Source organism: Inquilinus sp. YAF38, from assembly GCF_052113205.1.
Classification (GTDB): domain Bacteria; phylum Pseudomonadota; class Alphaproteobacteria; order DSM-16000; family Inquilinaceae; genus Inquilinus.
In genome coordinates this window covers 13,389-38,746 of record NZ_JBFRCU010000076.1, presented here as the reverse complement: position 1 = coordinate 38,746, position 25,358 = coordinate 13,389, and the positions used below count along the sequence as shown (strand labels likewise).

The 25,358-nt window shown below is 70.1% G+C and carries 21 protein-coding genes; 15 read left to right on the top strand and 6 right to left on the bottom strand.

Going from position 1 to position 25,358, the window contains the following annotated elements:
- The 4 genes from AB4Z01_RS27030 to urtA form a co-directional block, all read right to left on the bottom strand.
- Positions 1-408 (bottom strand): ATP-binding cassette domain-containing protein (locus AB4Z01_RS27030; protein WP_441698983.1); only part of this gene is annotated, 408 nt, incomplete at its 3' end.
- A complete protein-coding gene (gene urtC / locus AB4Z01_RS27025) occupies positions 405-1,541 on the bottom strand; it encodes an urea ABC transporter permease subunit UrtC (protein ID WP_441698982.1) in 1,137 nt (378 codons plus the stop codon). The genes urtC and AB4Z01_RS27030, both read right to left, overlap by 4 nt.
- Positions 1,538-3,151 (bottom strand): urea ABC transporter permease subunit UrtB, encoded by a 1,614-nt coding sequence (gene urtB, locus AB4Z01_RS27020; protein ID WP_441698980.1) that lies wholly within the window; start codon positions 3,149-3,151, stop codon positions 1,538-1,540. Before urtB ends, urtC begins: the two co-directional genes overlap by 4 nt.
- Before the next feature lie 91 nt (positions 3,152-3,242).
- Complete coding sequence (urtA, locus tag AB4Z01_RS27015; RefSeq protein ID WP_441698985.1) at positions 3,243-4,484, bottom strand: urea ABC transporter substrate-binding protein; 1,242 nt, start codon at positions 4,482-4,484, stop codon at positions 3,243-3,245.
- A gap of 267 nt (positions 4,485-4,751) precedes the next feature.
- On the opposite strand from urtA, the gene AB4Z01_RS27010 reads away from it, so the two are divergent.
- From AB4Z01_RS27010 to AB4Z01_RS26965, 10 genes are all read left to right on the top strand, one after another.
- Positions 4,752-5,336, top strand: a complete 585-nt coding sequence (locus AB4Z01_RS27010) for an ANTAR domain-containing response regulator (protein WP_441698979.1) — start codon at positions 4,752-4,754, stop codon at positions 5,334-5,336.
- Positions 5,337-5,645: 309 nt separating this feature from the next.
- A complete protein-coding gene (locus AB4Z01_RS27005) occupies positions 5,646-6,896 on the top strand; it encodes an ABC transporter substrate-binding protein (protein WP_441698977.1) in 1,251 nt (416 codons plus the stop codon).
- 20 nt (positions 6,897-6,916) lie between these two features.
- On the top strand, positions 6,917-8,230 hold the full coding sequence (locus AB4Z01_RS27000; RefSeq protein WP_441698975.1) for a CmpA/NrtA family ABC transporter substrate-binding protein: 1,314 nt from the start codon (positions 6,917-6,919) through the stop codon (positions 8,228-8,230).
- A 32-nt stretch (positions 8,231-8,262) separates the two neighbouring features.
- Positions 8,263-9,168, top strand: a complete 906-nt coding sequence (gene ntrB, locus AB4Z01_RS26995) for a nitrate ABC transporter permease (protein ID WP_441698974.1) — start codon at positions 8,263-8,265, stop codon at positions 9,166-9,168.
- Positions 9,169-9,179: 11 nt separating this feature from the next.
- The gene (locus AB4Z01_RS26990; protein WP_441698972.1) at positions 9,180-9,977 is read left to right on the top strand and encodes an ABC transporter ATP-binding protein; all 798 of its coding nucleotides are present in this window, start codon (positions 9,180-9,182) and stop codon (positions 9,975-9,977) included.
- A gap of 13 nt (positions 9,978-9,990) precedes the next feature.
- Positions 9,991-12,456: a nitrite reductase large subunit NirB gene (gene nirB / locus AB4Z01_RS26985; protein WP_441698970.1), complete on the top strand. Its 2,466-nt coding sequence runs from the start codon at positions 9,991-9,993 to the stop codon at positions 12,454-12,456.
- Between the two features lie 3 nt (positions 12,457-12,459).
- The gene (gene nirD, locus AB4Z01_RS26980; protein ID WP_441698969.1) at positions 12,460-12,801 is read left to right on the top strand and encodes a nitrite reductase small subunit NirD; all 342 of its coding nucleotides are present in this window, start codon (positions 12,460-12,462) and stop codon (positions 12,799-12,801) included.
- Positions 12,794-15,604, top strand: coding sequence for a molybdopterin-dependent oxidoreductase (locus AB4Z01_RS26975; RefSeq protein WP_441698968.1), 2,811 nt, complete (start codon positions 12,794-12,796; stop codon positions 15,602-15,604). The genes nirD and AB4Z01_RS26975 overlap by 8 nt, the downstream gene beginning before the upstream one ends.
- Positions 15,579-16,748 (top strand): NAD(P)-dependent oxidoreductase, encoded by a 1,170-nt coding sequence (locus AB4Z01_RS26970; RefSeq protein ID WP_441698966.1) that lies wholly within the window; start codon positions 15,579-15,581, stop codon positions 16,746-16,748. The genes AB4Z01_RS26975 and AB4Z01_RS26970 overlap by 26 nt, the downstream gene beginning before the upstream one ends.
- Before the next feature lie 74 nt (positions 16,749-16,822).
- The gene (locus AB4Z01_RS26965) at positions 16,823-18,268 is read left to right on the top strand and encodes an alpha/beta fold hydrolase (protein WP_441698965.1); all 1,446 of its coding nucleotides are present in this window, start codon (positions 16,823-16,825) and stop codon (positions 18,266-18,268) included.
- 15 nt (positions 18,269-18,283) lie between these two features.
- Here AB4Z01_RS26965 and AB4Z01_RS26960 read toward each other — a convergent pair whose 3' ends face one another.
- Entirely contained in the window at positions 18,284-18,490 is a 207-nt protein-coding gene (locus tag AB4Z01_RS26960) for a heavy-metal-associated domain-containing protein (RefSeq protein WP_441698963.1), read from the bottom strand.
- Between the two features lie 80 nt (positions 18,491-18,570).
- Positions 18,571-20,181 (bottom strand): GH3 auxin-responsive promoter family protein, encoded by a 1,611-nt coding sequence (locus AB4Z01_RS26955; RefSeq protein ID WP_441698962.1) that lies wholly within the window; start codon positions 20,179-20,181, stop codon positions 18,571-18,573.
- 276 nt (positions 20,182-20,457) lie between these two features.
- Between AB4Z01_RS26955 and AB4Z01_RS26950 the strand changes: the two genes are divergently transcribed.
- From AB4Z01_RS26950 to AB4Z01_RS26930, 5 genes are all read left to right on the top strand, one after another.
- A complete protein-coding gene (locus tag AB4Z01_RS26950) occupies positions 20,458-21,414 on the top strand; it encodes a sugar-binding protein (RefSeq protein ID WP_441698961.1) in 957 nt (318 codons plus the stop codon).
- A 59-nt stretch (positions 21,415-21,473) separates the two neighbouring features.
- Positions 21,474-22,982, top strand: coding sequence for a sugar ABC transporter ATP-binding protein (locus AB4Z01_RS26945; protein ID WP_441698960.1), 1,509 nt, complete (start codon positions 21,474-21,476; stop codon positions 22,980-22,982).
- A gap of 32 nt (positions 22,983-23,014) precedes the next feature.
- Complete coding sequence (locus AB4Z01_RS26940) at positions 23,015-24,031, top strand: ABC transporter permease (protein ID WP_441698959.1); 1,017 nt, start codon at positions 23,015-23,017, stop codon at positions 24,029-24,031.
- Between the two features lie 46 nt (positions 24,032-24,077).
- The gene (locus tag AB4Z01_RS26935) at positions 24,078-24,467 is read left to right on the top strand and encodes a VOC family protein (protein WP_441698957.1); all 390 of its coding nucleotides are present in this window, start codon (positions 24,078-24,080) and stop codon (positions 24,465-24,467) included.
- A gap of 246 nt (positions 24,468-24,713) precedes the next feature.
- A complete protein-coding gene (locus AB4Z01_RS26930) occupies positions 24,714-25,331 on the top strand; it encodes a LysE family translocator (RefSeq protein WP_441698955.1) in 618 nt (205 codons plus the stop codon).
- Positions 25,332-25,358 lie beyond the last annotated feature (27 nt).

Below are 25,358 nucleotides of genomic sequence, written 5' to 3'. Positions count from 1 at the left end.
CCGCTCCGCCGTGTCCGCACGGGGGCGGCCGAACAGCAGGTTGGTCGGCGATAGCGGGCCCGCCAGGGACAGGAGGAGGTTGTCCCCGACCGTGTGGCTGTCGAACACCGTCGGCTTCTGGAATTTGCGTCCGATGCCGAGGCCCGCGATCGCCGTCTCGTCCAGCCGCGTCAGGTCGTGGGTGCCGCGGAACAGCGCCTCGCCCTGGTCCGGCCGGGTCTTGCCGGTGATGACATCCATCATCGTGGTCTTGCCGGCCCCGTTCGGGCCGATGATCGCCCGCATCTCGCCCGGCTCGATCACCAGCGACAGGGCGTTGAGCGCCCGGAAGCCACTGAAGCTGACGGTGACGCCGTCGAGATAGAGCAGCGCCTGGGTGGGCGCGTGGGTGTCGAGAGGTGCGTTCATCGCGGCGTCTCCGTCGCCACTTCCGCCGCGCGGCGGCTCGGGCGGGCTCGCCATGACCGCCAGGCCGACTGCACCGCGCCGACGATGCCCTTGGGCAGCACCAGCGTCACCAGGATGAACAGCCCGCCCAGGGCGAACAGCCAGAACTCCGGCAGCAGGTTGGTGAACATGGTCTTGCCGAGATTGACCGTGACCGCGCCGATGATCGGGCCGATCAGCGTGCCGCGGCCGCCGACCGCGACCCAGATCACCGCCTCGATCGAATTGGCCGGGGCGAATTCGCCCGGGTTGATGATGCCGATCTGCGGCACGTAGAGCGCGCCGGCCACGCCCGCCATCATCGCCGACAGGGTGAACACCACCAGCTTGTAGGATTCGACCCGGTAGCCGAGGAAGCGGGTTCGGCTTTCAGCGTCGCGGATGGCGATCATCACCTTGCCGAAGCGCGACAGGGTGATCGCCCGGCACATCAGGAAGGCGGCGGCCAGGGCTATGGCGCTGGCCAGGAACAGCCCGGCCCGCGTCGCATCCGCCTGCAGACTGAAGCCGAGCAGGTCCTTGAAGTCGGTCAGGCCGTTGTTGCCGCCGAAGCCCATGTCGTTGCGGAAGAAGGCCAGCAGCAGGGCGTAGGTCATCGCCTGGGTGATGATCGACAGATAGACGCCGGAGACCCGGCTGCGGAAGGCGAACCAGCCGAACACGAAGGCCAGCGCGCCCGGCACCAGCAGCACCATCAGCGCCGCGAACCAGAACTGGTCGAAGCCGAGCCAGTACCAGGGCAGCTCCGGCCAGTTCAGGAACACCATGAAATCCGGCAGCACCGGATTGCCGTAGACGCCGCGTGGGCCGATCTGGCGCATCAGATACATGCCCATGGCGTAGCCACCGAGGGCGAAGAAGGCGCCATGGCCGAGGCTGAGGATGCCGACATAGCCCCAGACCAGGTCGATCGCCAGCGCCAGCAGGGCGTAGCACAGATACTTGCCCATCAGGCTGACGGCATAGCCCGGCACGTAGAATGGCGACTCCGGCGGCAGCGCCAGGTTGGCCAGCAGCACCAGCACCGCCACGGCGACGAGGCCGATGGCGAAGGCCGGGCCGCCCGAGGCGCGGAGGAGACGGGCCGTGATCATGATTCCACCGCCCGTCCCTTGAGCGGGAACAGCCCGCGCGGCTTGCGCTGGATGAACAGGATGATCCCGACCAGGATCGCGATCTTGCCCAGCACCGCGCCGGCCCAGGGCTCCAGCAGCTTGTTGGCGACGCCGAGCGTCAGCGCCCCGACCAGCGTGCCCCACAGGTTGCCGACCCCGCCGAACACCACGACCATGAAGCTGTCGATGATGTAGCCCTGGCCGAGATTGGGGCTGACATTGTCGATCTGGCTGAGCGCTACCCCGGCGATGCCGGCGACGCCGGAGCCGATGCCGAAGGTCAGCATGTCGACCCGGCCGGTGCGGATGCCCATCGCCGCGGCCATGCGCCGGTTCTGCGTCACCGCCCGCATCTGCAGGCCCAGCGCGGTGTAGCGCAACACCAGCATCAGCGCGGCGAAGACCAGCAGCGCGAAGACGATGATCCACATCCGGTTCCAGGTCAGGGTCAGGCCGCCCAGGTCGAAGGCGCCGGACATCCAGGCCGGGTTGCCGACCTCGCGGTTCGACGGGCCGAACACGGTGCGCACCGCCTGCTGCAGGATCAGCGACAGGCCGAAGGTGGCCAGCAGCGTCTCCAGCGGCCTGCCGTAGAGGAAGCGGATGATGGTGCGCTCGATGGCGACGCCGGCCAGGGCCGCGACCAGGAAGGCCAGCGGCAGCGCCACGGCCAGGGAATAGTCGAACAGGTTCGGCGCATAGATGCGGAACGCCTCCTGCACCAGGAAGGTGGTGTAGGCGCCGAGCATGACGATCTCGCCATGCGCCATGTTGATCACGCCCATCACGCCGAAAGTGATGGCGAGGCCGATGGCGGCGATCAGCAGCACCGAGCCGAGGCTGAGTCCGTAGTACAGGCTCTGCACCCCGTTCCAGATCATGAGCCGGGTGTCGATGTGGCCGATCGCGGCCGCGGCCGCGGCGGCGACGGCCGGAGACGGGTTCGGGATACCGGACAGCAACGCCCGCGCCTCCTGGTCACCGCGGGCGGCGACGGTGTCGATCGCCGGCAGGATCGCGTCGTCGGCGCCGCCCTTGGCCAGGATGATGGCGGCGCGCGCTTCGAGGAAGGCCTGCTTCACCGCCGGATCGGTCTCGCGCGCCAAAGCCGCTTCCAGCGCCGGCAGCGCCTTGTCGTCGCGCGATTTGAACACCGCGGCGGCGGCGTCGAGCCGCTTGGCCCGGTCGGGCGCCAGCAAGGTCAGCGACCCCATTGCTCCGTCGATCGCCCGCCGCACCCGGTTGTTGACCCGGATCGGCTTGCCGCCTGCCGGCGCCTCGGCCAGCGCGGCCCCGGTGGCGGCATCGACGAAGCCGCCGGCCTCGGTCTTGATCGCCACCGCGCCGGGCGCCGCGATCAGCCGTCCGGCCGCCAGCGCCTCCAGGATCGCCGGCGCCTGCGCATCGCCCGAAGCGGCGACCCCGTCCACCCCGGCGGCGATGTCGTCGTAATTGGTCGAGGCGAAGCGCGCGAGTACCTCGGCCGGGATCTCCGCCCGGGCAGTGAGCGGGAGGATCAGGAGCAGGAGGGCGAGAATGAGCAGCGCGTAGGTTGGGTTCGCGGACGCGAACCCAACATCCCGCGGCAAGCACCAGTCGCCGTGTTGGGTTCGCTTACCGCGAACCCAACCTACGAGTTTCGGACGATTGGTCATCGCCAGCCCGCGACCGGACGCCGGATCACGACCCCGACCCGCCGCACTTGCCGGTCTTGACGTTGAAGTTCCCGCAGGCCAGCGGCTTGCGCCAATCCGAGATCAGGTCCTTCGAGCCTTCGAGATAGTCGGACCACTCGTCGCCCACGACCTCGGGGGTCTCCGACACCGTCTGGATCTGGCCGTCGGCCTGGATCTCGCCGATCAGCACCGGCTTGGTGATGTGGTGGTTCGGCATCATGCTGGCATAGCCGCCGGTCAGGTTCGGCACGGTCACGCCGACCATCGCGTCGATCACCTTGTCGGGGTCGGTGGTGCCCGCCTTCTCCACCGCCTTCACCCACATGTTGAAGCCGATGTAATGCGCCTCCATCGGGTCATTGGTGGTGCGCTTGTCGTTCTTGATGAAGGCGTGCCACTTCGCGATGAAGTCCTTGTTCTCCGGCGTGTCGATGCTCTGGAAGTAGTTCCAGGCGGCCAGGTGGCCGACCAGCGGGGCGGTGTCGAGCCCGGCCAACTCTTCCTCGCCCACCGAAAAGGCCACGACCGGGATGTCGGTCGCCTTGATGCCCTGGTTGCCCAGCTCCTTGTAGAACGGCACGTTGGCGTCGCCGTTGACGGTCGAGACCACGGCGGTCTTCTTGCCGGCCGAGCCGAAGGCCTTGATCTTGCCGACCTCGGTCTGCCAATCGGAGAAGCCGAACGGCGTGTAGTTGACGCTGATGTCCTCGGGCGCCACGCCCTTGGCCTTGAGATAGGCCTCGAGGATCTTGTTGGTGGTGCGCGGATAGACGTAGTCGGTGCCTTCCAGCACCCAGCGCTGCACCCCCTCCTCGTTCATCAGATAGTCGACCGCCGGGATCGCCTGCTGGTTCGGCGCGGCGCCGGTGTAGAAGATGTTGCGCGAGCTCTCCTCGCCCTCGTACTGCACCGGGTAGAACAGGATGCCGTCGAGCTCCTCGAACACCGGCAGCACCGACTTCCGCGACACCGAGGTCCAGCAGCCGAAGGTGGCCGCGACCTTGTCGACCGAGATCAGCTGCCGCGCCTTCTCGGCGAAGAGCGGCCAGTCCGAGGCCGGGTCGACCACCACCGCTTCCAGCTTCTTGCCGAGCAGCCCGCCCTTCTTGTTCTGCTCGTCGATCAGCATCAGCATGACGTCCTTCAGCGTGGTTTCGCTGATCGCCATGGTGCCCGACAGGGAATGCAGGATGCCGACCTTGATGGTGTCCTCGGCCCGGGCGGCGGTCGACACCGCCAGCCCCATGGACACCGCCAGCGCGGCGCCGATCACCCAATGTTTCTGCGACAATGCCATCGTAAGCTCCCCGAACTCTCTTGTTTGCGTCCGCATCCCCATGGCTAGGCAAGTTCCGGGCCAGTGGCGGAACTCCGCCACCGGCGCCTGCCCAAGAGGGCGGCAGATGCCTCGGCTGCCCATTCCCTGCGCAGCGTCCCCATCTCTGATGTGGTCCAGAACTTGCTGAGGCTTGCTCCAGTCCTTGATCGAGTCCCGTTGCCCCTGTGCCCGCGAATGGTCCTGCGCATCCTCCTGGTCGATGAGAACGCCGAGCGCTGCCGCGTGGTCGAGGCGGCGCTGACTGCGGCGGGCCATGGCGTGGTCACCACCGCCAGTGGCACCGAGAACCTGCTGGCGCGGGTGCGCGAGATCGAACCGGACGTGATCATCGTCGACCTCGACGCGCCCAACCGCGACGCGCTGGAGCATATGCGCAGCGTCAGCCGCGAGCGGCCGAAGCCGATCGTGATGTTCGTGGACCAGAGCGACGATGCCGCGATCGGCGAGGCGATCCGCGCCGGGGTCAGCGCCTATGTCGTCGACGGCCTCAGCCCGCACCGGGTGAAGCCGGTGCTGGAGGCCGCGATCGCCCGGTTCCAGGCCTTCCAGGCGATGCGCGACGAGCTGGAGAAGACCCGTGCCACCCTGGCCGAGCGCAAGCGGATCGAGCGCGCCAAGGGCATCCTGATGCAGCAGCGCGGCATGGCGGAGGACGAGGCCTACAAGGCCCTGCGCAAGCTGGCCATGGATCGCGGCAAGCCGCTGGCCGAGATCGCCGAGCAGGTGATCAGCATCAGCGAGCTGCTGACCAAAGATTAGGCACGGCCCTTTTCGCTGCTTTTTTGTGCATTGCACAACAGCGGAGCAGAATCATGCCGCAGCGCAGCGTACCCATGCCACCCGCGTCGGATCCCTGAATCGGGCTGCGGCGCTGGATTACCGATCCCGGAAGGCCGTGGCCGGCCTGTTGGCACGCCACTTGCGTATCCTTTGGTGACGACGGGCAATGGCGTCCGTCCGACGATATTCCAGGCGGTCCGATGACGGGCCGTCTGAACCGGGCAAAGGCGTCCGAGGGTTGCGGATCTTCCGCAGGCTCTCGGGCGCCTTTTCGTTTTGGAGCGGCTGATGACGGACCACCGCACAGATCTGACCCTAGGCTTCGTGCCGCTGGCCGACTGCGCGCCCCTGATCGTGGCGGAGCGGAAGGGCTTCTTCCGCGAGGAGGGGCTGTCGGTCCGGCTGTCGCGCGAGAGCAGCTGGGCCAGCCTGCGCGACAAGCTGGTCTGCGGCCTGCTGGACGGCGCCCATATGCTGGCGCCGCTGCCGCTGGCGATCACCCTGGGGCTGAGCGGTCCGAAGACGCCGATGCTGGTCGGCCTGTCGCTGAACCTTAACGGCAATGCCGTCACCGTCTCGAACGCCCTGGCGGCGGAGATGGCCGCGGCGGATCCGGAAGGCGCGGCCGCCGGATCGGCCACGGCGATCGCGGCCGTCGTCGCCGCCCGCCGCCAGGCGGGGTCCCCACCCCCGGTCTTCGCCATCGTCTTCCCGGTGTCGAGCCATCACGACCAGTTGCGCTACTGGCTGGCGGCCGGCGGGGTCGACCCGCAGCGCGACATCCGCATCGTGGTGGTGCCGCCGCCGCAGATGGTGGCGCATCTCTCGGCCGGGCGGGTCGACGGCTTCTGCGTCGGCGCGCCCTGGGGTGACGTCGCGGTCGACCAGGGGGTCGGCGTCACCGCCACCACCGGCTGGCAGATCTGGAACAACGCGCCGGAGAAGGTGTTCGCCGTCACCCGCGCCTGGGCCGAGGCCCGGCCGGACGCCCATCGCGCCCTGCTGCGCGCCCTGATCCGTGCCGCCGCCTGGCTGGACCGGCCGCAGTACCGGCCCGAGGCGGTGGCGATGCTGGCGGCGCCGGAGGTGCTGAACGCCCCGGCCGCCTCGATCGCCGCCAGCCTGGTCGGCCGGCCGGGCGATCTGCTGGTCGACGGGCTGCCGGCGCGCGGCCCGGTCTATCACCGCCGCGCCGCCGGCCTGCCCTGGCGGTCCCACGCCGCCTGGTTCCTGGCGCAGCTGCGGCGCTGGGGCGAGCTGCCGGACACCGTCGACATCGCCGCCACCGCGACCGCCGTCTACCGGCCGGATCTCTACCGCGAGATCGCCTGGGATCTCGGCTACCCGGCCCCGGCAGCCGACAGCAAGACCGAGGGGCTCCGCGACGCGCCCTGGGTGTTGGCCGACCCGGCCGGCGGCGTGGCCCTGGGCGCCGACCGCTTCTGCGATGGCCGGATCTTCGATCCCGCCACGCTCGACACCGATCTCGCCGGCCTCATCGCCGGCGGCACAGCAACCGTCGCGACGCAACGCGGCTGACCGAACCGAAGGGGGCTTTCATGACCGCACGCGACCGCACCATCACCCTGAACCGCCGCAGCCTGCTGCAGGGCACCGCCAAGCTGACCGGCGCCGCGGCGACCATCGCCGCACTCCGCACCGCTTTCCCCGCCGGCGCTTTCGCCCAGGCTGCCGGGCCGGAGACGACCAAGGCGACGCTCGGCTTCATCGCCCTGACCGATTCCGCGCCCCTGATCGTCGCCAAGGAGAAGGGGCTGTTCGACAAGGTCGGGCTGACCGAGGTCACCGTCGCCAAGCAGGCCTCCTGGGGCACCACCCGCGACAATCTGGTGCTGGGCTCGGCCGGCGGCGGCATCGACGGCGCCCACATCCTGACGCCGATGCCCTACCTGATGACGCTCGGCACCATCACCGCCGAGAACAAGCCCGTTCCGATGCAGATCCTGTGCCGGCTGAACACCAACGGCCAGGCGATCTCCGTCGCCAAGGACCTGATGCCGGCCGGCGCCACGGTCGACGCCAAGGGGTTGAAGGCCGCCTTCGCCGACATGAAGGCCAAGGGGCAGGAGGTGAAATGCGCCGTCACCTTCCCCGGCGGCACCCATGACCTGTGGATGCGCTACTGGCTGGCCGCCGCCGGGATCGACCCGAACAAGGAGGTCAGCACCATCGTGGTGCCGCCGCCGCAGATGGTCGCCAATATGAAGGTCGGCAACATGCAGGCCTTCTGCGTCGGCGAGCCCTGGGGCGATCAGCTGGTGCACCAGGGCATCGGCTATTCCGCCTGCACCACCGGCGAGATCTGGAAGGACCATCCGGAGAAGAGCCTGGCGCTGCGCGCCGACTGGATCGACGCCCATCCGAAGGCGACGGCGGCGCTGCTGCAGGCGGTGCTGGAGGCCCAGCGCTGGGCCGACAAGCCGCAGAACAAGGAGGAAATGGCCCAGATCATCGGCCGGAGGGCATGGTTCAACGTGCCCCCGGCCGACATCCTGCCGCGCTCGCTCGGCACCATCGACTACGGCGACGGCCGCAAGGTCGAGAACAGCCCGTTCCTGATGAAGTACTGGCAGGACTTCGCCTCCTATCCGTTCCAGAGCCACGAGCTGTGGTTCCTGACTGAGGACCGGCGCTGGGGCTACATCGCCCCCGATGTCGACCTCAAGGCGCTGATCGCCAAGGTCAACCGCGAGGATCTGTGGCGCCAGGCCGCCCAGACGATCGGCGTTCCGGCCGGGGAGATCCCGGCCGGCACCTCGCGCGGCAAGGAGACCTTCTTCGACGGCAAGGTCTTCGACCCCGACGCCCCCGACGCCTACCTCGCCAGCCTCGCCATCAAGACCGTCGCCTGACGCCCCGACGACAGCCAGCCGGAGCCAGCCTCGTGCCTCAGTCAGCCCAGATCCTATCCGAAGCCCCCGCCTCCGCCCCGGCCGCGAAGCCGAAGCCGGCCGGGCGGATCCTGTCCCTGCCGGTGGTGAAGCCGCCGCTCGGCCCCGTCCTGTCCCGCCTCGCCGTTGAGGCCGCGGCCCGGGTGATCCCGCCGCTGATCGTGCTGGCGCTGCTGCTGCTGGCCTGGCAGCTGCTGTGCTCCAGCCCGACCTCGAACCTGCCGTCGCCGCTCAAGGTGCTGGACGACACCTGGGACTTCATCATCGACCCGTTCTACGACAATGGCGGGGTCGATAAGGGCGCCTTCTGGCAGATCGCCACCAGCCTGTCGCGGGTCGCGATCGGCTTCGCTCTGGCCTCCGTGGTCGGGGTCGCGCTCGGCGTGCTGATCGGCCAGAGCGTCTGGGCGATGCGCGGGCTGGACCCGATCTTCCAGGTGCTGCGCACCATCCCGCCGCTGGCCTGGCTGCCGATCTCGCTGGCCGGGTTCCAGCAGGCCGAGCCTTCGGCGATCTTCGTGATCTTCATCACCTCGATCTGGCCGATCGTGATCAACACCGCGGTCGGGGTGCGCAACATCCCGCAGGATTACCGCAACGTCGCCCGGGTGCTGCGCCTGTCGCCCTGGGAGGTGTTCACCAAGATCACCCTGCCGGCCACCGTGCCCTACATCTTCACCGGCCTGCGCATCGGCATCGGCCTGTCCTGGCTGGCGATCATCGCCGCCGAGATGCTGATCGGCGGCGTCGGCATCGGCTTCTTCATCTGGGACGCGTGGAACAGCTCGCGCATCAGCGACATCATCGTGGCGCTGGTCTATGTCGGGCTGGTCGGCTTCGTCCTCGACCGCCTGATCGGCTTCGCCGGCGCGCTCGTCGCCCGCGGCACCTCGGCCTGAGGGGACGAACCATGGACAGCTATCTCTCGATCGAGCAGGTCGGCATGCGCTTCACCCGCGGCAGCGCGGTCAGCGAGGTGCTGGTCGACGTCAATCTCGGCATCGCCCGCGGCGAGTTCGTGTCGATCATCGGCCATTCCGGCTGCGGCAAGTCGACCCTGCTGAACATCGTCGGCGGCCTGGTCCGCTCCACCACCGGCGAGGTGCTGCTGGACGGCCAGGTGGTCGACAGCCCCGGCCCCGACCGCGCCATCGTGTTCCAGAACCATTCGCTGCTGCCCTGGCTGACCGTCTATGGCAATGTCCGGATCGCTGTCGACAAGGTGTTCGGGCGGACCAAGAGCGCCGCCGAACGGCACGACTGGGTGATGCACAATCTGGCCCTGGTCCATATGGCGCATGCCAAGGACAAGCGGCCGGGCGAGATCTCCGGCGGCATGAAGCAGCGCGTCGGCATCGCCCGGGCGCTGGCGATGCAGCCCAAGATCCTGCTGATGGACGAGCCCTTCGGCGCGCTCGACGCCCTGACCCGGGCGCATCTGCAGGATTCGGTGATGGAGATCCACGCCGCGCTCGGCAACACGGTCCTGATGATCACCCATGACGTCGACGAGGCGGTGCTGCTGTCCGACCGCATCGTGATGATGACGAACGGCCCCAGCGCCACCATCGGCGAGGTGCTGGACATCCCGCTGGAGCGGCCGCGCCGCCGCCTGGCGCTGGCCGACGATCCGACTTATGCCGCGTGCCGGGTGCAGGTGCTGCGCTTCCTGTATGAGCGCCAGCGCTTCACCACCGCGGCCGCCTGAGGGGGAGGGGAACATGCCCGAAGGAAGCTGGGGGCCGCAGGAGCGGCTGGTGGTGGTCGGCAACGGCATGGCCGGGATGCGGGCGGTGGAGGAACTGCTGGCCCGCGCGCCCGGCCGCTACGCCGTCACCGTGTTCGGCGCCGAGCCGCAGGTGAACTACAACCGCATCATGCTGTCGCCGGTGCTGGCGGGCGAGAAGCGGTTCGACGACATCGTCATCAATGACCGCGCCTGGTACGACGCCAACGGCATCGACCTGCGCGCCGGGGTGCGGGTGGCGGCGATCGACCGCGAGGCGCGCGAGGTGATCGGCGCCGATGGCAGCCGCTGCCGCTATGACCGGCTGCTGCTGGCCACCGGGTCCGACCCGATCGTGATCCCGGTGCCTGGGCGCGACCTGCCCGGCGTCGTCACCTTCCGCGACATCGCCGATGTCGAGGCCATGCTGGCGGCGGCGCGCGAGGGCCGCAGCCGTGCCGTGGTGATCGGCGGCGGCCTGCTCGGCCTGGAGGCCGCCAACGGCCTGCGCGCCAACGGCATGGAGGTCACCGTCCTGCACCTGATGCCGGTGCTGATGGAGCGGCAGCTCGACCCCGCCGCCGCCTATCTGCTGCAGCGCGAGCTGGAGCGGCGCGGCTTGGCCGTGCTGACCGAGGCCGACACCGCCGCCATCGAGGGCGACGGCAAGGTCGAGGCGGTGCGGCTGAAGGACGGGCGGGTGATCCCGGCCGACATCGTGGTGATGGCGGTCGGCATCCGCCCGGCCACCGCCCTGGCCCGCGAGGCCGGCCTGACGGTCGAGCGCGGCGTCGTGGTCGACGACCGGATGACCACCTCCGACCCCTGCATCCTGGCGGTCGGCGAATGCGTCCAGCACCAGGGCCGCACTTACGGCCTGGTGGCGCCGCTGTACGAGATGGCCCGGATCTGCGCCGACCAGCTGGCCGGCACGGCGGAGAGCGAATACCGCGGCTCGGTCACCTCGACCAAGCTCAAGGTCACCGGCATCGACGTGTTCTCGGCCGGCGACTTCCAGGGCGGCGAGGATTGCGAGGACATCGTGTTCCGCGACGCCGCCCGCGGCGTCTACAAGCGGCTGGTCTTGAAGGGCAACCGCATCGCCGGCGCCGTGCTGTACGGCGACACCGCCGACGGCGCCTGGTTCTTCCAGATGCTGCGCGAGGGCCTGGACATCGCCGCGATGCGCGACGGGCTGATCTTCGGCCAGGCGCTGGCGGCCGCCGGGGGTGCGGCGCCGGACCCTAAGCAGGCCGTTGCCGCCCTGCCGCCGGAGGCGGAGATCTGCGGCTGCAACGGCGTCTGCAAGGGCACCATCGTCCAGGCGATCGGCGAGAAGGGGCTGACCAGCCTGGATGCCGTGCGGGCCCACACCAAGGCCTCGTCCTCCTGCGGCTCCTGCACCGGGCTGGTCGAAAGCCTGCTGGCGGTGACGCTGGGCGACGGCTATGCCGGCGGGCCGAAGATCAAGGCGGTCTGCGGCTGCACCGATTTCGGTCATGACGAGGTGCGGCGGCTGATCCTGGCGCGGGAGCTGCGCTCGATCCCCGCGGTGATGCAGGAGCTGGGCTGGCGCACGCCGCATGGCTGCGCCAAGTGCCGGCCGGCGCTGAACTACTACCTGATCTGCGCCTGGCCGGGCGAGTACACCGACGACCAGCAGTCCCGCTTCATCAACGAGCGGGCGCACGCCAACATCCAGAAGGACGGCACCTATTCGGTGGTGCCGCGGATGTGGGGCGGCGTCACCAGCGCCAAGGAGCTGCGGGCGATCGCCGATGTGGTCGACCGCTACGAGATCCCGTCTGTGAAGGTGACCGGCGGCCAGCGCATCGACCTGCTGGGCGTCAAGAAGGAGCAGTTGCCGGACGTGTGGCGCGACCTGAACGCCGCCGGCATGGTCTCCGGCCACGCCTATGGCAAGGCGCTGCGCACGGTGAAGACCTGCGTCGGGTCGGAATGGTGCCGCTTCGGCACCCAGGATTCGACCGCCATGGGCATCGCGCTGGAACGGATGAGCTGGGGCAGCTGGACCCCGCACAAGTTCAAGATGGCGGTGTCCGGCTGCCCGCGGAACTGCGCCGAGGCGACGATCAAGGATTTCGGCGTGATCGCGGTCGACAGCGGGTGGGAGCTGCATGTCGGCGGCAATGGCGGCATCAAGCTGCGCGGCACCGACTTCCTGTGCAAGGTCGAGACCGAGGCCGAGGTGCTGGAGTATTGCGGCGCCTTCATGCAGCTGCACCGCGAGGAATCGCACTATCTCGAGCGCACGGCGCCCTGGATCGAGCGGGTCGGGCTCGATCACATCAAGCGCCGGGTGGTCGAGGACGCGGAATCCCGCAAGCGGCTGCACGCGCGGTTCCTGCACTCGCAGCAATTCGCGCAGAACGACCCCTGGGCCGAGCGTGCCTCCGGCGCCGAGGCACACGAGTTCCGCAGCCTGGCCGAGGTGGGGTGAGCGATGACCATGCCGCTGTGGATCGATGTCGGCGGGATCGAGGATATCCCGCCGATGGGCGCCCGGGTGGTGAAGAGCCCGGAGGGTGACATCGCCCTGTTCCGCACCGCCGACGACCGGGTCTTCGCGCTCTATGACCGCTGCCCGCACAAGGGCGGGCCGCTGTCACAGGGCATCGTGCATGGCACCAGCGTCACCTGCCCGCTGCACGCCTGGGTGATCAGCCTGGAGACCGGGTCGGTCGAGGGGCCGGACGAGGGCTGCGTCCATCGCATCGCGGTCGAGCTGCAGGCCGGCCGCATCCGCCTGGGCCTGCCGTCGCCGCAGCTGGTCGCCAATGGCTGAGATCCGCACCACCTGCCCCTATTGCGGCGTCGGCTGCGGCGTCTCTGTCTCAGGTGGAGCTGATGCGGTGCCTCTCCCGCTTGCGGGAGAGGCCGGAGCCGCGTTGGCGGCTCCGGGTGAGGGGAGTTTGTCGAGGCCGGGGCCAGCCCTCACCCGGTCTCGCTCCGCGAGCCCGGCCTCTCCCGCGTCCGGCGGGAGAGGTAATGCAAAGAGCCACGTCTCCGGCGACCCGATCCACCCGGCGAATTTCGGCCGGCTCTGCTCCAAGGGCGGGGCGCTGGGCGAGACGCTGGGGCTGGACGGGCGCCTGCTCGACCCGATGATCGGCACCCGGGCGGCGAGCTGGGACCAGGCGCTGGACCGCGTCGCCACCGGCTTCGCCGAGGCGATCGAGCAGCACGGGCCGGACTCCGTCGCCTTCTATGTCTCCGGCCAGCTGCTGACCGAGGATTATTACGTCGCCAACAAGCTGATGAAGGGCTTCATCGGCTCCGGCAACATCGACACCAATTCCCGGCTGTGCATGGCCTCCTCGGTCGCCGGCCACCGCCGCGCCTTCGGCGGCGATGTGGTGCCGGGCTGCTATGAGGATTGGGAGCAGGCGGACCTGGCCATCTATGTCGGCTCCAACGCCGCCTGGTGCCACCCGATCCTGCACCGCCGGCTGCTGGCGGCGCGCGAGAAGCGGGGCACCCGGATCGTGGTGATCGACCCGCGCCGCACCGCGACCTGCGACGAGGCCGACCTGCACCTCGCCATCGCCCCCGGCACCGACGTGCTGCTGTTCAACGGCCTGCTGGCCCATCTGCTGCGGACCGGCGCGCTGGACCGTGGCTGGATCGCCGCCCATGCAAGCGGCTTCGAGGAGGCGGCGCTGGCCGCGGCCGAGGATGCGCCGGATATCGCCGCCGTGGCCCGGGGCTGCCGCCTGCCGGAGGAGGCGGTGCGGCGTTTCTACGCCTGGTTCGCCGAGACCCGGGCGACGCTGACGGTCTACTCCCAGGGCGTGAACCAGTCGACCCAGGGCACCGACAAGGTCAACGCCATCATCAACTGCCACCTCGCCACCGGCCGGATCGGTCGGCCCGGCGCCGGGCCGTTCTCGATCACCGGCCAGCCTAACGCCATGGGCGGGCGCGAGGTCGGCGGCCTGGCCAACCAGCTCGCGGCCCACATGGCCTTCGAGGATTCGGCGGCACGCGACCGGGTGCGCCGCTTCTGGCAGGCGCCGCGGCTGGCGGAGCGGCCGGGGCTGAAGGCGGTGGAGCTGTTCGACGCCGTTGCTGCCGGCCGGATCAAGGCGCTGTGGATCATGGCGACCAACCCGGCCGTCAGCGCGCCTGATGCTGAACGCCTGCGCCGCGGCCTGCGCAACTGCGACCTGGTCGTGGTTTCCGACGTCACCGCCGAGACCGACACCGCCCGCCTGGCCGATGTGCTGCTGCCCGCCGCCGGCTGGGGCGAGAAGGACGGCACCGTCACCAATTCCGAACGCCGGATCTCCCGCCAGCGCGGCTTCCGCCCCCTGCCCGGCCAGGCCCGGCCGGATTGGTGGATCGTCACCCAGCTGGCCCGCCGCATGGGCTTTGCCGAGGCCTTTCCCTATGAGGATCCGGCCGCGATCTTCCGCGAGCACGCCGCGCTCTCAGCCTTCGAGAACGACGGCGAGCGCGCCTTCGACATCGGTGCGCTGGCGGCACTGGACCAGGAGGGCTACGACGCGCTGGAGCCGGTGCAGTGGCCGGTTCCCGAGGGCCGGCGGCTGGGCACGAACCGGCTGTTCGGCGACGGCCGCTTCCCGACGCCGGACGGGCGCGCTCGCTTCGTCCCGGTGCGGCACCGCGCGCCGGCCCATCGCCCGGACCAGAACCGGCCGATGCTGCTGAACACCGGCCGGCTGCGCGACCAGTGGCACACCATGACCCGCACCGGCGCGGTGCCGCGCCTGGCCGCCAACAGCCCGGAGCCGGCGGTCGAGCTGCATCCCGACGACGCCCGCCGCCACGGACTGGCCGAGGGCGACCTGGTGCGGCTGAAGAGCGGCTGGGGCCGTGCCCTCGCCCGGGCCCGGATCACGCCGGACCAGATGCCAGGCCAAGCCTTCCTGGCGATGCATTGGAACGACCGCTTCACTGCCGACTGCGTCGCGGGCAAGCTCGCCAATCCCGCCGTCGACCCGGTCTCCGGCCAGCCGGAGCTGAAGCACACGCCGGTCTCCCTCGACCGCGTGCCGCTGGGCTGGGAGGGCTTCCTGGTGTCGCGCCGACGGATGCGGCCGACCGGCCTGGTGTACTGGACCCGCCGGGCCGCCGCCGGCTGCCAGATCTACGCCCTGGGCGGGCCGGAGCCGCCAGCCGACGGCATCATCCTCGGCCGGTCGCTGCTGGCACCGGCGAAGGACCGGCAGGTGATCGAGTTCGCCGATCCGAAGCGTGGCCTGTTCCGCCTGGCGACGCTTGAGGCCGGCGGCTTGGCCGAATGCCTGTTCGTCGCCCCGCCCGGCAAGCTGCCCGACCCGGAATGGCTGCTGGCCCGCTTCGCCGCCGAGACCCCTGCTCTGGACGAGGCCGATCGCCGCGCCCTTCTGTCCGGCCGCGCCCCGGCCGGCACCTCGGCCGAGGGCCGTATCGTCTGCGCCTGCCTCGGCGTCGGCATCGAGCGGATCCTGCGCACCCTGCGGGATGGCCAGGGCATCGGGGTCAAGGAGCTCGGCGCGCTGCTCGGCGCCGGCACCAATTGCGGCTCCTGCGTGCCCGAGCTGAAGGAGATCGTCGCCCATGCCGCCGTTCCTGCAGCAGGTTGAGCCGATGAGTCGCGGTGGGGATCAACTCCTTTCTAGTCCCCCCTCCCCTTGCGGGAGGGGGCTAGGGGGAGGGGTCTGCGCGCGTCCGCGCGCGAATGCGGAAGCCGTTTTCTCCGATGAGGGTTGCCTCGCCGATGAGGACGGCCGGTTCAGTCGGCACGAACCCCCTCCCCCTACCCCCCTCCCGCGAGGGGAGGGGGGACTCAGAGCAAGAACGGCGTCGCCCCCTCCGATCCCGCAGTCCCCAGCCCCCCTGCCCCATCTCCCCGTCTTCCTGACCGTGCGCGGCAGGGTCTGCGTGCTGGTCGGCGGCGGCGATGCGACGCCGCCGAAATTCGAGCTGCTGCGCCGCGCCGGGGCCGCGATCCGGCTGGTCGGCACCGATCCCGATTTCGCCGACACGGCGGAAGCTGCCGGCGCCGAGATCCTGGCCGGGCCGCTGACCGCTGGCCACCTGAGCGGGGCCTGCCTCGTGATCGATGCCTCCGGCGACCCCGGCACCAACGCCCGCAGCGCCGCCCTGGCGCGGGCGGCCGGCGTGCCGCTGAACGTGGTCGACCGGCCGGCGTTGTGCGACTTCATCCTGCCGGCGATCCTGGACCGGTCGCCGGTGGTGGTCGCGGTCTCGACCGGCGGCGCCGCGCCCGCCCTGGCCGGGCTGATCCGGCAGGAGCTGGAGGCGCTGATCCCGCCCGGCCTCGGCCGCCTCGCCGCCGTGTCCGGCACGCTGCGCGACGAGATTCGACGCCGCATCGGCGACCCGGCCCGCCGCCTGGCTTTCTGGCGCCGGCTATATCGCAGCGATGCAGCCGATCGGGCAACGGCACTCGACCTGCTGCACCAGGTGGCGACGGAGCGGCCGTCCGCCGGCTCACTGACCCGGATCGCGATCGGCCCGGGCGGCGAGCAGGACCTGACCCTGCGGCAGGTGGCAGCGCTGCGCCGGGCCGACCTGCTGCTGGTCGGGGACGGCGTCGACCCGGCCGTGCTCGACCATGCCCGCCGCGACACGCCGCGCCGGCCCCCGGTGCGGAGCCCGGCCGAGGCCGCCGCCCTGCGGGAGGAGTTGGGACGCGGCCTGCAGGTGGTGCAATTGGTCGCCGAAGAGAGTCAAAGCCTCGCGCCGCCTCTGGCCGCGGAGTAGCGGACGCTCTTGCCGCATGGCGTCGCCTCGCCGGCGTGCTTAATTTGGTCGGCTGTTGCGCCCCATGAATGCCGATGATGACTCGCCGCCTGATCCTGATCGCAGCCCTGACCCTGGCCGGCGGCGTCCCGGCCCTGGCGGCGCCTGAATTCCATGCCGGGGCCTGCAGCTTCGTGGTGCCCGACGGCCGGGCCGCCACCTGCGGCACCGTCACCGTGCCGGAGAACCGGGACAAGCCGGACGGCGCCACGGTCACCCTGGCGGTCGCCATCCTGTCCACCCCCGACAAGCTCGGCGACGCACCGCCGGTGCTGTATCTCGAGGGCGGCCCGGGCGGGGCGGCCGGGCTGGATCCCGACGGCATCGGCCGCTGGTGGGACCTGATCGCCCGCAACGACTGGCTGCAGCGGCGCAAGCTGGTGCTGTACGACCAGCGCGGCATGGGCAAGTCGGAGCCGAATCTGACCTGCCCGGAAATGGTCGATGTCCAGATTCGCAGCAACGGCCCGGAGGGTGACGGCGGCAACACCTCGGCGGCGATCGACGCCGCCCGCATCTGCCGCAGCCGCTGGGAGGCGGAGGGCCACGACCTGACCCGCTATACCACGCCCGACAGCGCCCGCGACGTCGCCGATCTGCGCCTTGCCCTGGGCTTCGACAGATGGGTGCTGTTCGGGTCGTCCTACGGCACGCGGCTGGCGCTGGAGGCGGTGCGGCGCTACCCCGACGGCATCGCCGCGCTGATCCTCGACGGCGTCTACCCGCCCGGCCACAGCCTGTTCACCGCGTCGGAGGAGGCCGACCCCGACGGCGACCGATCGCTGCAGCGCGTCTTCGCCGCCTGCGCCGCCGACAGCACCTGCAACGCCGCCTATCCCGACCTGGCCGGGCGCTACCGCACCCTGCTGGAGCGGCTGGACGACGAGCCGCCGACCGTCACCGTGGCGCGGCCGGACGGCAAGGGCGATGCCGAGCTGATGTTCACCGGCGGCCTGCTGGCGGAGGTGGTGTTCAACGACCTCTACTCCCGCGACGACGCCGCCACCCTGCCGGCGCTGATCGCCGGCATCGATGCCGACCGCGACGAGGCCTATGAGGAGGCGGCGGAGCAGTGGCTGACCGGGCTCCTGGACCCGACAATCGCCAACGGAGCCTACGATCTGGCCGAATGCCTGTCGCCGGATGCCGGCGACCTGCGCGATGCGCCGGGGTCGACCTGCCCGGCCTGGCCGGCCGGCGCCGCGGACGATCTCGCCTCGCAGCCGGTCGACAGCGACATCCCGGCCCTGATCTTGTCCGGCGGGCTGGACCCGGTGACGCCAGCGAGCTGGGCGCGTGCCACCGCCGCGCATCTGCCGAACGGCTTCCTGGTCGAGCGCCAGGACCAGGGCCACGGCCTGATCGGCAGCGACCCCTGCGCCGAGACCCTGACGGGCAAGTTCCTCGACGCGCCGGACCGGCAGCCGGTCGATGCCTGCCAGCTCGCCCCCGACCCGATGCGCTTCCTGGTCAACGGCTGAGCGGGCCGCCCCGCGTCAGGCGGCTTCGGGCGTGTAGCCGGCCTCGGCGATCAGCGCGGCGACCTGGGTCCGGTCGGAGGTTCCGGTGATGGAGACCAGCTTGCGCACCGGGTCGGCCTCGACCTTGGCGCCCGGGATGCCGCCTTCGATCGCGCCCTTGATCGTGCCGGCGCAATGGCCGCAGGTCATGTCCTCGACCCGGAAGGACAGCGTGACACCCATGATGGTTCGGCTCCTGTTTCGCATGACCGGGCAACTCTCCGACCTTCCAATATGGGAAGGTCAAGGGGCTTCTGCCGCCCTCAAGGCTGGATTGCGGGCAGGCCGATCACCGTGTCCGCCAGTTCGGGGCGCTCAGCCTCCGCCACCAGCACCGCCAGCTTGACCTGGCTGTCGCGGCGCACGCGGACGACAGCGTCCTCGGTGAGACGGTCGAACCAGCCCGGCTTCATCACCCGCAGGACGGGCGGCGCCAGCTGCCGGTCGCCGCGGAGCGTCGCGTAGTTCTCGTTGACCGCTCCCAGCGCCCGGTCGAAGCGCTGCAGCAGCCGCGGCAGGACCGCGGCCGGGACCGGCGCCGCCGGTTCGATCTGCAGCGCGTAGCGGCGGGCCGGCAGCTCGGCCGCGACCTGGAAGTGGCGCAGGGCGAGTCCGGCCTCCGACGTCATGGCGGTGACGGCGCCGACCACGTGATCGACGGTCAGCATCTCGCCCTGCAGGTTCTGCACCTGGCCGCCCTTGTACAGGAAATGCAGCACCGGCGAACCGGCCACCCGGCCGGTGACGCGGACGACGTCGTTCATGGCATAGCGGTACAGCCCGCCGGTGTTGGTGACGACGATGTGGTAGTTCTGCCCGGGCTCGACCTCATGCGCCAGCAGGCTGCGGGCGTCGGGCCGGCCGAACTCGTGCTCCGGCACGAATTCGAACACGGCGGTGTGCAGGGTCAGGATCCCACCAGGGCTCTCATTGCCGAGCGGGATGGTGAAGATGCCCTCGCTCGCCATATAGCCGACATCGCGCAGCGGCACCCCCGGGCGGCACCAGTCGCGCAGCGCCGGCGCGAAATGGCCCATCGAGCCGCCGATCCAGCAGCCCAGCGCCTGCAGGTCGGGCCAGTAGTCGGCCGGGCGCAGCCGGCCGTCGCGCCGCCGGCGTTCAGCCAGGGCCCGGGCCCGCTTGGGATCGGGCCGGAACTCGTTGACGACGATGGCGCGGATCGCGTCCGGCACCGCGAAGTCGCTGCACATCGTGCCGTCATGCAGGTCGCGGATCAGGGCTTCGGCATGGCGGTCGGCGAATTCGAACAAGCCGAGCAGCGCGGCGGCGTTGCCGCTGAACACGAAGCTGCACGGCCGTTCGATGCCGAAGCGGAGCAGGGCATACCGCCGGGCCGCGCCGTACTCGATGTCATACGCCGCATAAGGATGGCAGAAGGTCCGCCGGATCGCCGGCGGCAGGCGGAAATAGGCACTGCCCGACAACGCGCCGTAGGGGTAGTGCCGCTCGGTCACCCCCTCGACCGCGGTGTTGAGCAGGGCCAGCGTCCCGCCCTGCAGCAGGCGGGGGTTGTCCAGCACGGCACGATCCAGCCAACGGCGCAGCGTGTGCTGCTGCAGGGCCAGGCAGCTCCGGGTGAACGGGATCATCTTCGGCGTGCCGGTGGTGCCGGTGGTGCGGTGGAAGAAGAAGGGCGGCTCGGTTGTCAGCACGCCGTCCTGCCCGGCCAGGACGGCGTCGACATAGGGAATCATGTCGGTCCAGTGCCGGATCGGGACCGCTGCCCGGTACGACTCGACCGACTTCACCGCGCCGAAGCCGTGCTCCTGCCCGAAGCGGGTCCCGGCGTTGCGGCGCAGGATGTCGCCCAATAACGCCCGCTGCTGCTCCGCCAGGGCTTCGTGCCGCCGCATGAAGCCCGTCCAAGCCCGTTGTCGATGGCTGATGGCGGCAGAAGGCATCGTCATGGGGCTTCCTGAATATCTTTTCTCAAAATTCGCGCCGCATCCGCTGAAGGCTACCAGAGGCCGCCGCGATCCGTGACCCCCTGCCGCGCCGAGCGCAGCCAAACAACGCCACATGCAGACCGGCTTGACCGGTCCCGGCCGTTGTGATCCAAATTGTCTGATTATAATAGCAATGTTGACCGACCCCGCCGGAGAGCGGGTTCGGAAAACGGGAGGAACCCAATGAAGCGTTTGATTCTGGCCGGCCTCGCGGCGGCCGTCGCATCGGTTCTCGCCATCGGTCCGGCGCCGGCCCAGGCGGCCGACAAGACCATCGCCTTCGTCGTCAACGGCTCGTCCTCTTTCTGGACCATCGCCAACAAGGGCACCGACAAGGCCGTCTCCGAGCTCAAGGGCTACAGCGTCGAGTTCAAGATTCCCGGCCAATCCAGCGCCGCGGAGCAGCGTCAGATCGTCGAGGACATGCTGGCCCGCGGCGTCGCCGGCATCGGCATCAGCCCGGTCGATCCTGACAATTCCACCGCGCTGCTGAACAAGGCCGCCGGCCAGGTGCCGCTGTTCACCTTCGACAGCGACGCGCCGAAGAGCGACCGGCTGCTGTACATCGGCACCGACAACGTCGCCGCCGGGGTGCAGGCGGGCGAGCTGATCAAGAAGACCCTGCCGGACGGCGGCAAGATCATGCTGTTCGTCGGCACGCTGGGCAACGCCAACGCCCGCGAGCGGGTCGAGGGCATCAAGAAAGCGATCGCCGGCACCAAGATCGAGATCGTCGACATCCGCACCGACGACATCGACTTCGCCAAGGCCAAACGCAATGTCGAGGACACGCTGACCAAGTACGACGATCTGGCGATGCTGGTCGGCCTCTACTCCTACAACACGCCGATCATCTACGACGCCATGAAGGCGGCCGGGAAGCTGGGCAAGATCAAGGTCGTCGGCTTCGACGAGGACCCGGTCACCCTGCGCGGCGTGCAGGAGGGCGTGATCGAGGGCACCGTGGTGCAGCAACCCTTCGAGTTCGGCTACCAGACGGTGAAGCTGCTGGCTCAGTACATCGAGGGCGACAAGTCCTTCATCCCGGCGGACCATCTGAAGATCATCCCCACCCGGCTGATCGACGGCAGCAACGTCGCCGATTTCCAGAAGACGATGAAGGAACTGCTGAAGAAGTGAGGCAGGGCGCGGCGGAGGCCCCGGCCTCCGCCGCCACCGTCGCCCCGAGGGAGCAGCAGATGACTGATGCCGTCCTGGCCATGGAGGGAATCTCCAAGACCTATCCCGGCGTGCAGGCGCTGAGGGATGTCAGCCTGTCCGTCGGCCGCGGCGAGGTGGTCGGGCTGATCGGCGAGAACGGGGCCGGCAAGTCGACGCTGATGAAGATCCTGGGCGGGGTCGAGGCCCCGACCACGGGCACCGTCACCGTCGGCGGCACGCCGCGTGCGGCGCTGACGGTGCAGGAGGCCATCGCCGCCGGCATCGCCTTCGTGCACCAGGAGTTGAACCTCTTCGACAATCTCGACGTCGCCGCCAACGTCTTCATCGGGCGCGAGCCGCGGCGCTTCGGCCCGCTGAAGCTGATCGACACCGCCCGCCTGCACGCCGACACGCAAAGGCTGCTCGACCGGTTGAGCGTCGATTTCGGGCCGGCCACGCCGCTGGCCGAGCTGTCGATCGCCCAGCGCCAGATGGTCGAGATCGCCAAGGCGCTGTCGCTCGATGCCCGCATCATCATCATGGACGAGCCGACCTCGAGCCTGACCCTGACCGAGACGCAGACCCTGCTGCGCGTGATCGGCGAGCTGAGGGCGGCCGGCGTCGCCATCATCTTCATCACCCACCGCCTGGGCGAGATTGAGGCCTGTGCCGACCGCGTGGTCTGCCTGCGCGACGGCCGGCTGGTCGGGACGCTGGACCGCGACGAGATCCACCATGACCGCATGGTGCGGATGATGGTCGGGCGCGACCTGCGGGCGCTGTACATCCCGCCCGCGGTCGCGGCCCAGCCCGACGCGGTCGAGATCCGCGGCGTGCGCACCACCGCCTATCCGGGGCATGAGGTGACGCTGTCGGTCGGCCGCGGCGAGATCCTGGGCCTGGCCGGGCTGGTCGGCTCCGGCCGCACCGAGCTGGCGCGCGCCATGTTCGGCATCGATCGGATGCTGGCCGGCGAGGTTCGCCTGGACGGCAAGCCACTCACCATCGGCACGCCCCGCGCGGCCATCGCCCAGGGCCTGTTCCTGGTGCCGGAGGACCGCAAGCGCAGCGGCCTGGTGCTGGACATGACCATCACCCAGAACGTCACCCTGCCCGGCCTCAGGCACGTCGCCAAACGCTGGCTGATCGACCGCCGCGGCGAGGCCAGGCAGGCCGAGGCGCAGCGCGAGAAGCTGCGCATCCGCACCCCGTCGGTCGCCACCACTGCGCTGAAGCTGTCCGGCGGCAACCAGCAGAAGATCGTGCTGGCGAAATGGCTGGCGCTGCAGCCGCGCTTCCTGATCTTCGACGAGCCGACGCGCGGCATCGACGTCGGCGCCAAGTCCGAGATCTACCAGCTGATGCGAAACCTGGCCGACCGCGGCGTGCCGATCCTGATGATCTCCAGCGACATGGAGGAGGTGATCGGCGTCAGCGACCGCATCGCGGTGATGCATGAAGGCCGGATCGCCGGCATCCTGAACCGCGATCAGTTCAGCGAACCCAACGTCATGCAGCTGGCCGTCGGCCGGCCGCTGGCGGCATAGCCGAGAGAAAGTCCGGGAGGACGTCAGGGACAATGAGGAAGGAACTGGGGCTGGCGGTCCTGATCCTGGTGATCGGCTGCATCGTGGCGCTGCTGCAGCCGCGCTTCATCTCGACGGTGAACCTGGTGAACATGGCCAATCTGGTCGGCCTGTACGGGCTGTTCTCGATCGGCCAGGGGCTGGTGATCATCACCGCCGGCATCGAGCTGTCGGTCGGGTCGGTGTTCGCGCTGATCGGCGTCGTCTTCGTCGACATGGTGGTGAACTGGGGCTGGTCCTGGCCGCTGGCCCTGGCCGCCGCGATCGGCATGGGCGGGGTGTTCGGCGCCATCCACGGCTTCCTGGTGGCGCGGGTCGGCATCCAGCCGTTCGTCGTCACCCTCTGCGCCCTGCTGATCTATCGCGGCGCCGCCCGCTACTACACCGACGACGCCACCGTCGGCTTCGGCTATGGCGGCGATTTCGACACGCTGGCCAACTTCGCCACCGGCCGCAGCTTCGGCATCCCCAACAGCTTCCTCACCATGGTCGTGGTGGCGCTGGTGATGTGGGTGGTGCTGCATCGCTCGGTGTTCGGCCGCTACCTCTTCGCCGTCGGCAAGAACGAGGAGGCGGCGCGCTATTCGGGCATCAGCACCCGCGCCGTGATCGCCTCGGCCTATGTCATCTGCGGGCTCCTGGCCGGCCTGGCCGCCGTGTTCCTGGCCTTCTACACCAATTCGATCCAGCCCTCGGCGCACGGCAATTTCTACGAGCTCTACGCCATCGCCGCGGCAGTGCTGGGCGGCTGCTCGCTGCGCGGCGGCGAAGGCTCGATCCTCGGCATCATCCTCGGCACCGTGCTGCTGCAGGTGCTGCAGAACCTGGTCAATCTGCTCGGCATCCCCTCCTCGCTCAACTTCGCGGTGATGGGCACGGTGATCCTGATCGGCGTGCTGGCCGACCAGCATCTGCAGAAGATGCGCACCGCCCGCCTGGCCCGTGCCGTGCCGGCGGCGGCGGCCGACCGCCCGGCCCAGGCGGTCGCCGGATCGTCACCGAAACCGTGATATCCTGCTCGGACGGCGGCGCTCCGCCGCCGGATGGGAGGCAACGATGCCCGAACACGGCACCTTCGTCTGGAACGAGCTGAACACCCGCGACCCCCAGGCCGCCCGTGATTTCTATGCCAGGACCCTGGGTTGGACCGTCGAGTCGATGCCGATGGCGGCCGGCGGCGAGTACCTGATCGCCAAGGTCGGCGACCGGATGGTGGGCGGCATCTTCGACATCCGCAACCTGCCCGGCATGGACCAGGTGCCGCCGCACTGGTTCGCCTATATCGAGGTCGACGACGTCGACGCCCGGGTCGCCGCGGCGCGGCAGGCCGGCGGCTCCCTGATGCGCGACATCTTCGAGGTGCCGGGCGTCGGCCGCATCGCCATCGTCCGCGACCCGACCGGCGCCGTCGTCGGCTGGATGACCTCGGCCCCCCAGCCCGGCTGACGGCCGCAGCCGACCCGTGCGATTGACGGCCAGGCGGCGCCGCGCTTATGGTGCGGCCATGCTTCGAGCCGTCTCCCCGCGCCTGCAACAACACCGCCGCAATCCGGCGGTCGCTGTCGCTTGCGCACCCGGGACGAGGCTGCGGTCTTCCTGACCGGCGGCTGACGGCCCGACGCACGACGCCCCGCCCAACCGGCGGGGTTTTTTGTTGGTCCTCGCCGGCCCTTCCCGCCCTCGGAGAGCCCGATGATCGACCCGCACCTCCTCCTCGCCTTCATTGCCACCGTCGCCCTGGTCATGCTGATCCCGGGGCCGAACGTGGCCCTGATCGTCGCCAACAGCGTCGCCTGGGGGCCGCGCTATGGCCTGCTGACCGTGCTCGGCACCAGCTCCGCCATGGTGCTGCAGCTCGCCCTCACCGCCCTCGGCATGGCCGAGGCGCTGGGCACCGCCGGCGGCTGGTTCGAGACGCTGCGCTGGATCGGCGTCGCCTATCTGGTCTGGCTCGGCATCACCCATTGGCGCGCCCCGCCGGCCGACCTGACCAGGACGACGGCGCAGCCGAAATCCGCCGGCGCGATCTACGGCCGGGCCGTGCTGGTGTCGCTGACCAACCCGAAGACGCTGCTGTTCTACGGCGCCTTCTTCCCGCAGTTCGTCGACCCGGCGCGGCCGGCCGGCGCCCAGGTGGCGCTGCTGTCGGCGGTGTTCCTGCTGCTCGCCGTCACGCTCGACAGCGGCTGGGCGCTGCTAGCCAGTCGAGCCCGGAGCCTGCTGGCCCGCCACGGCCGGCTGCGCCAGCGCATCACCGGCGGCCTGCTGGTCGGCGCCGGCCTCGGCCTGGCCCTCGCCCGCGGCAAGTAGCAGGGCCGAATCGCGGCCTGCGACGTC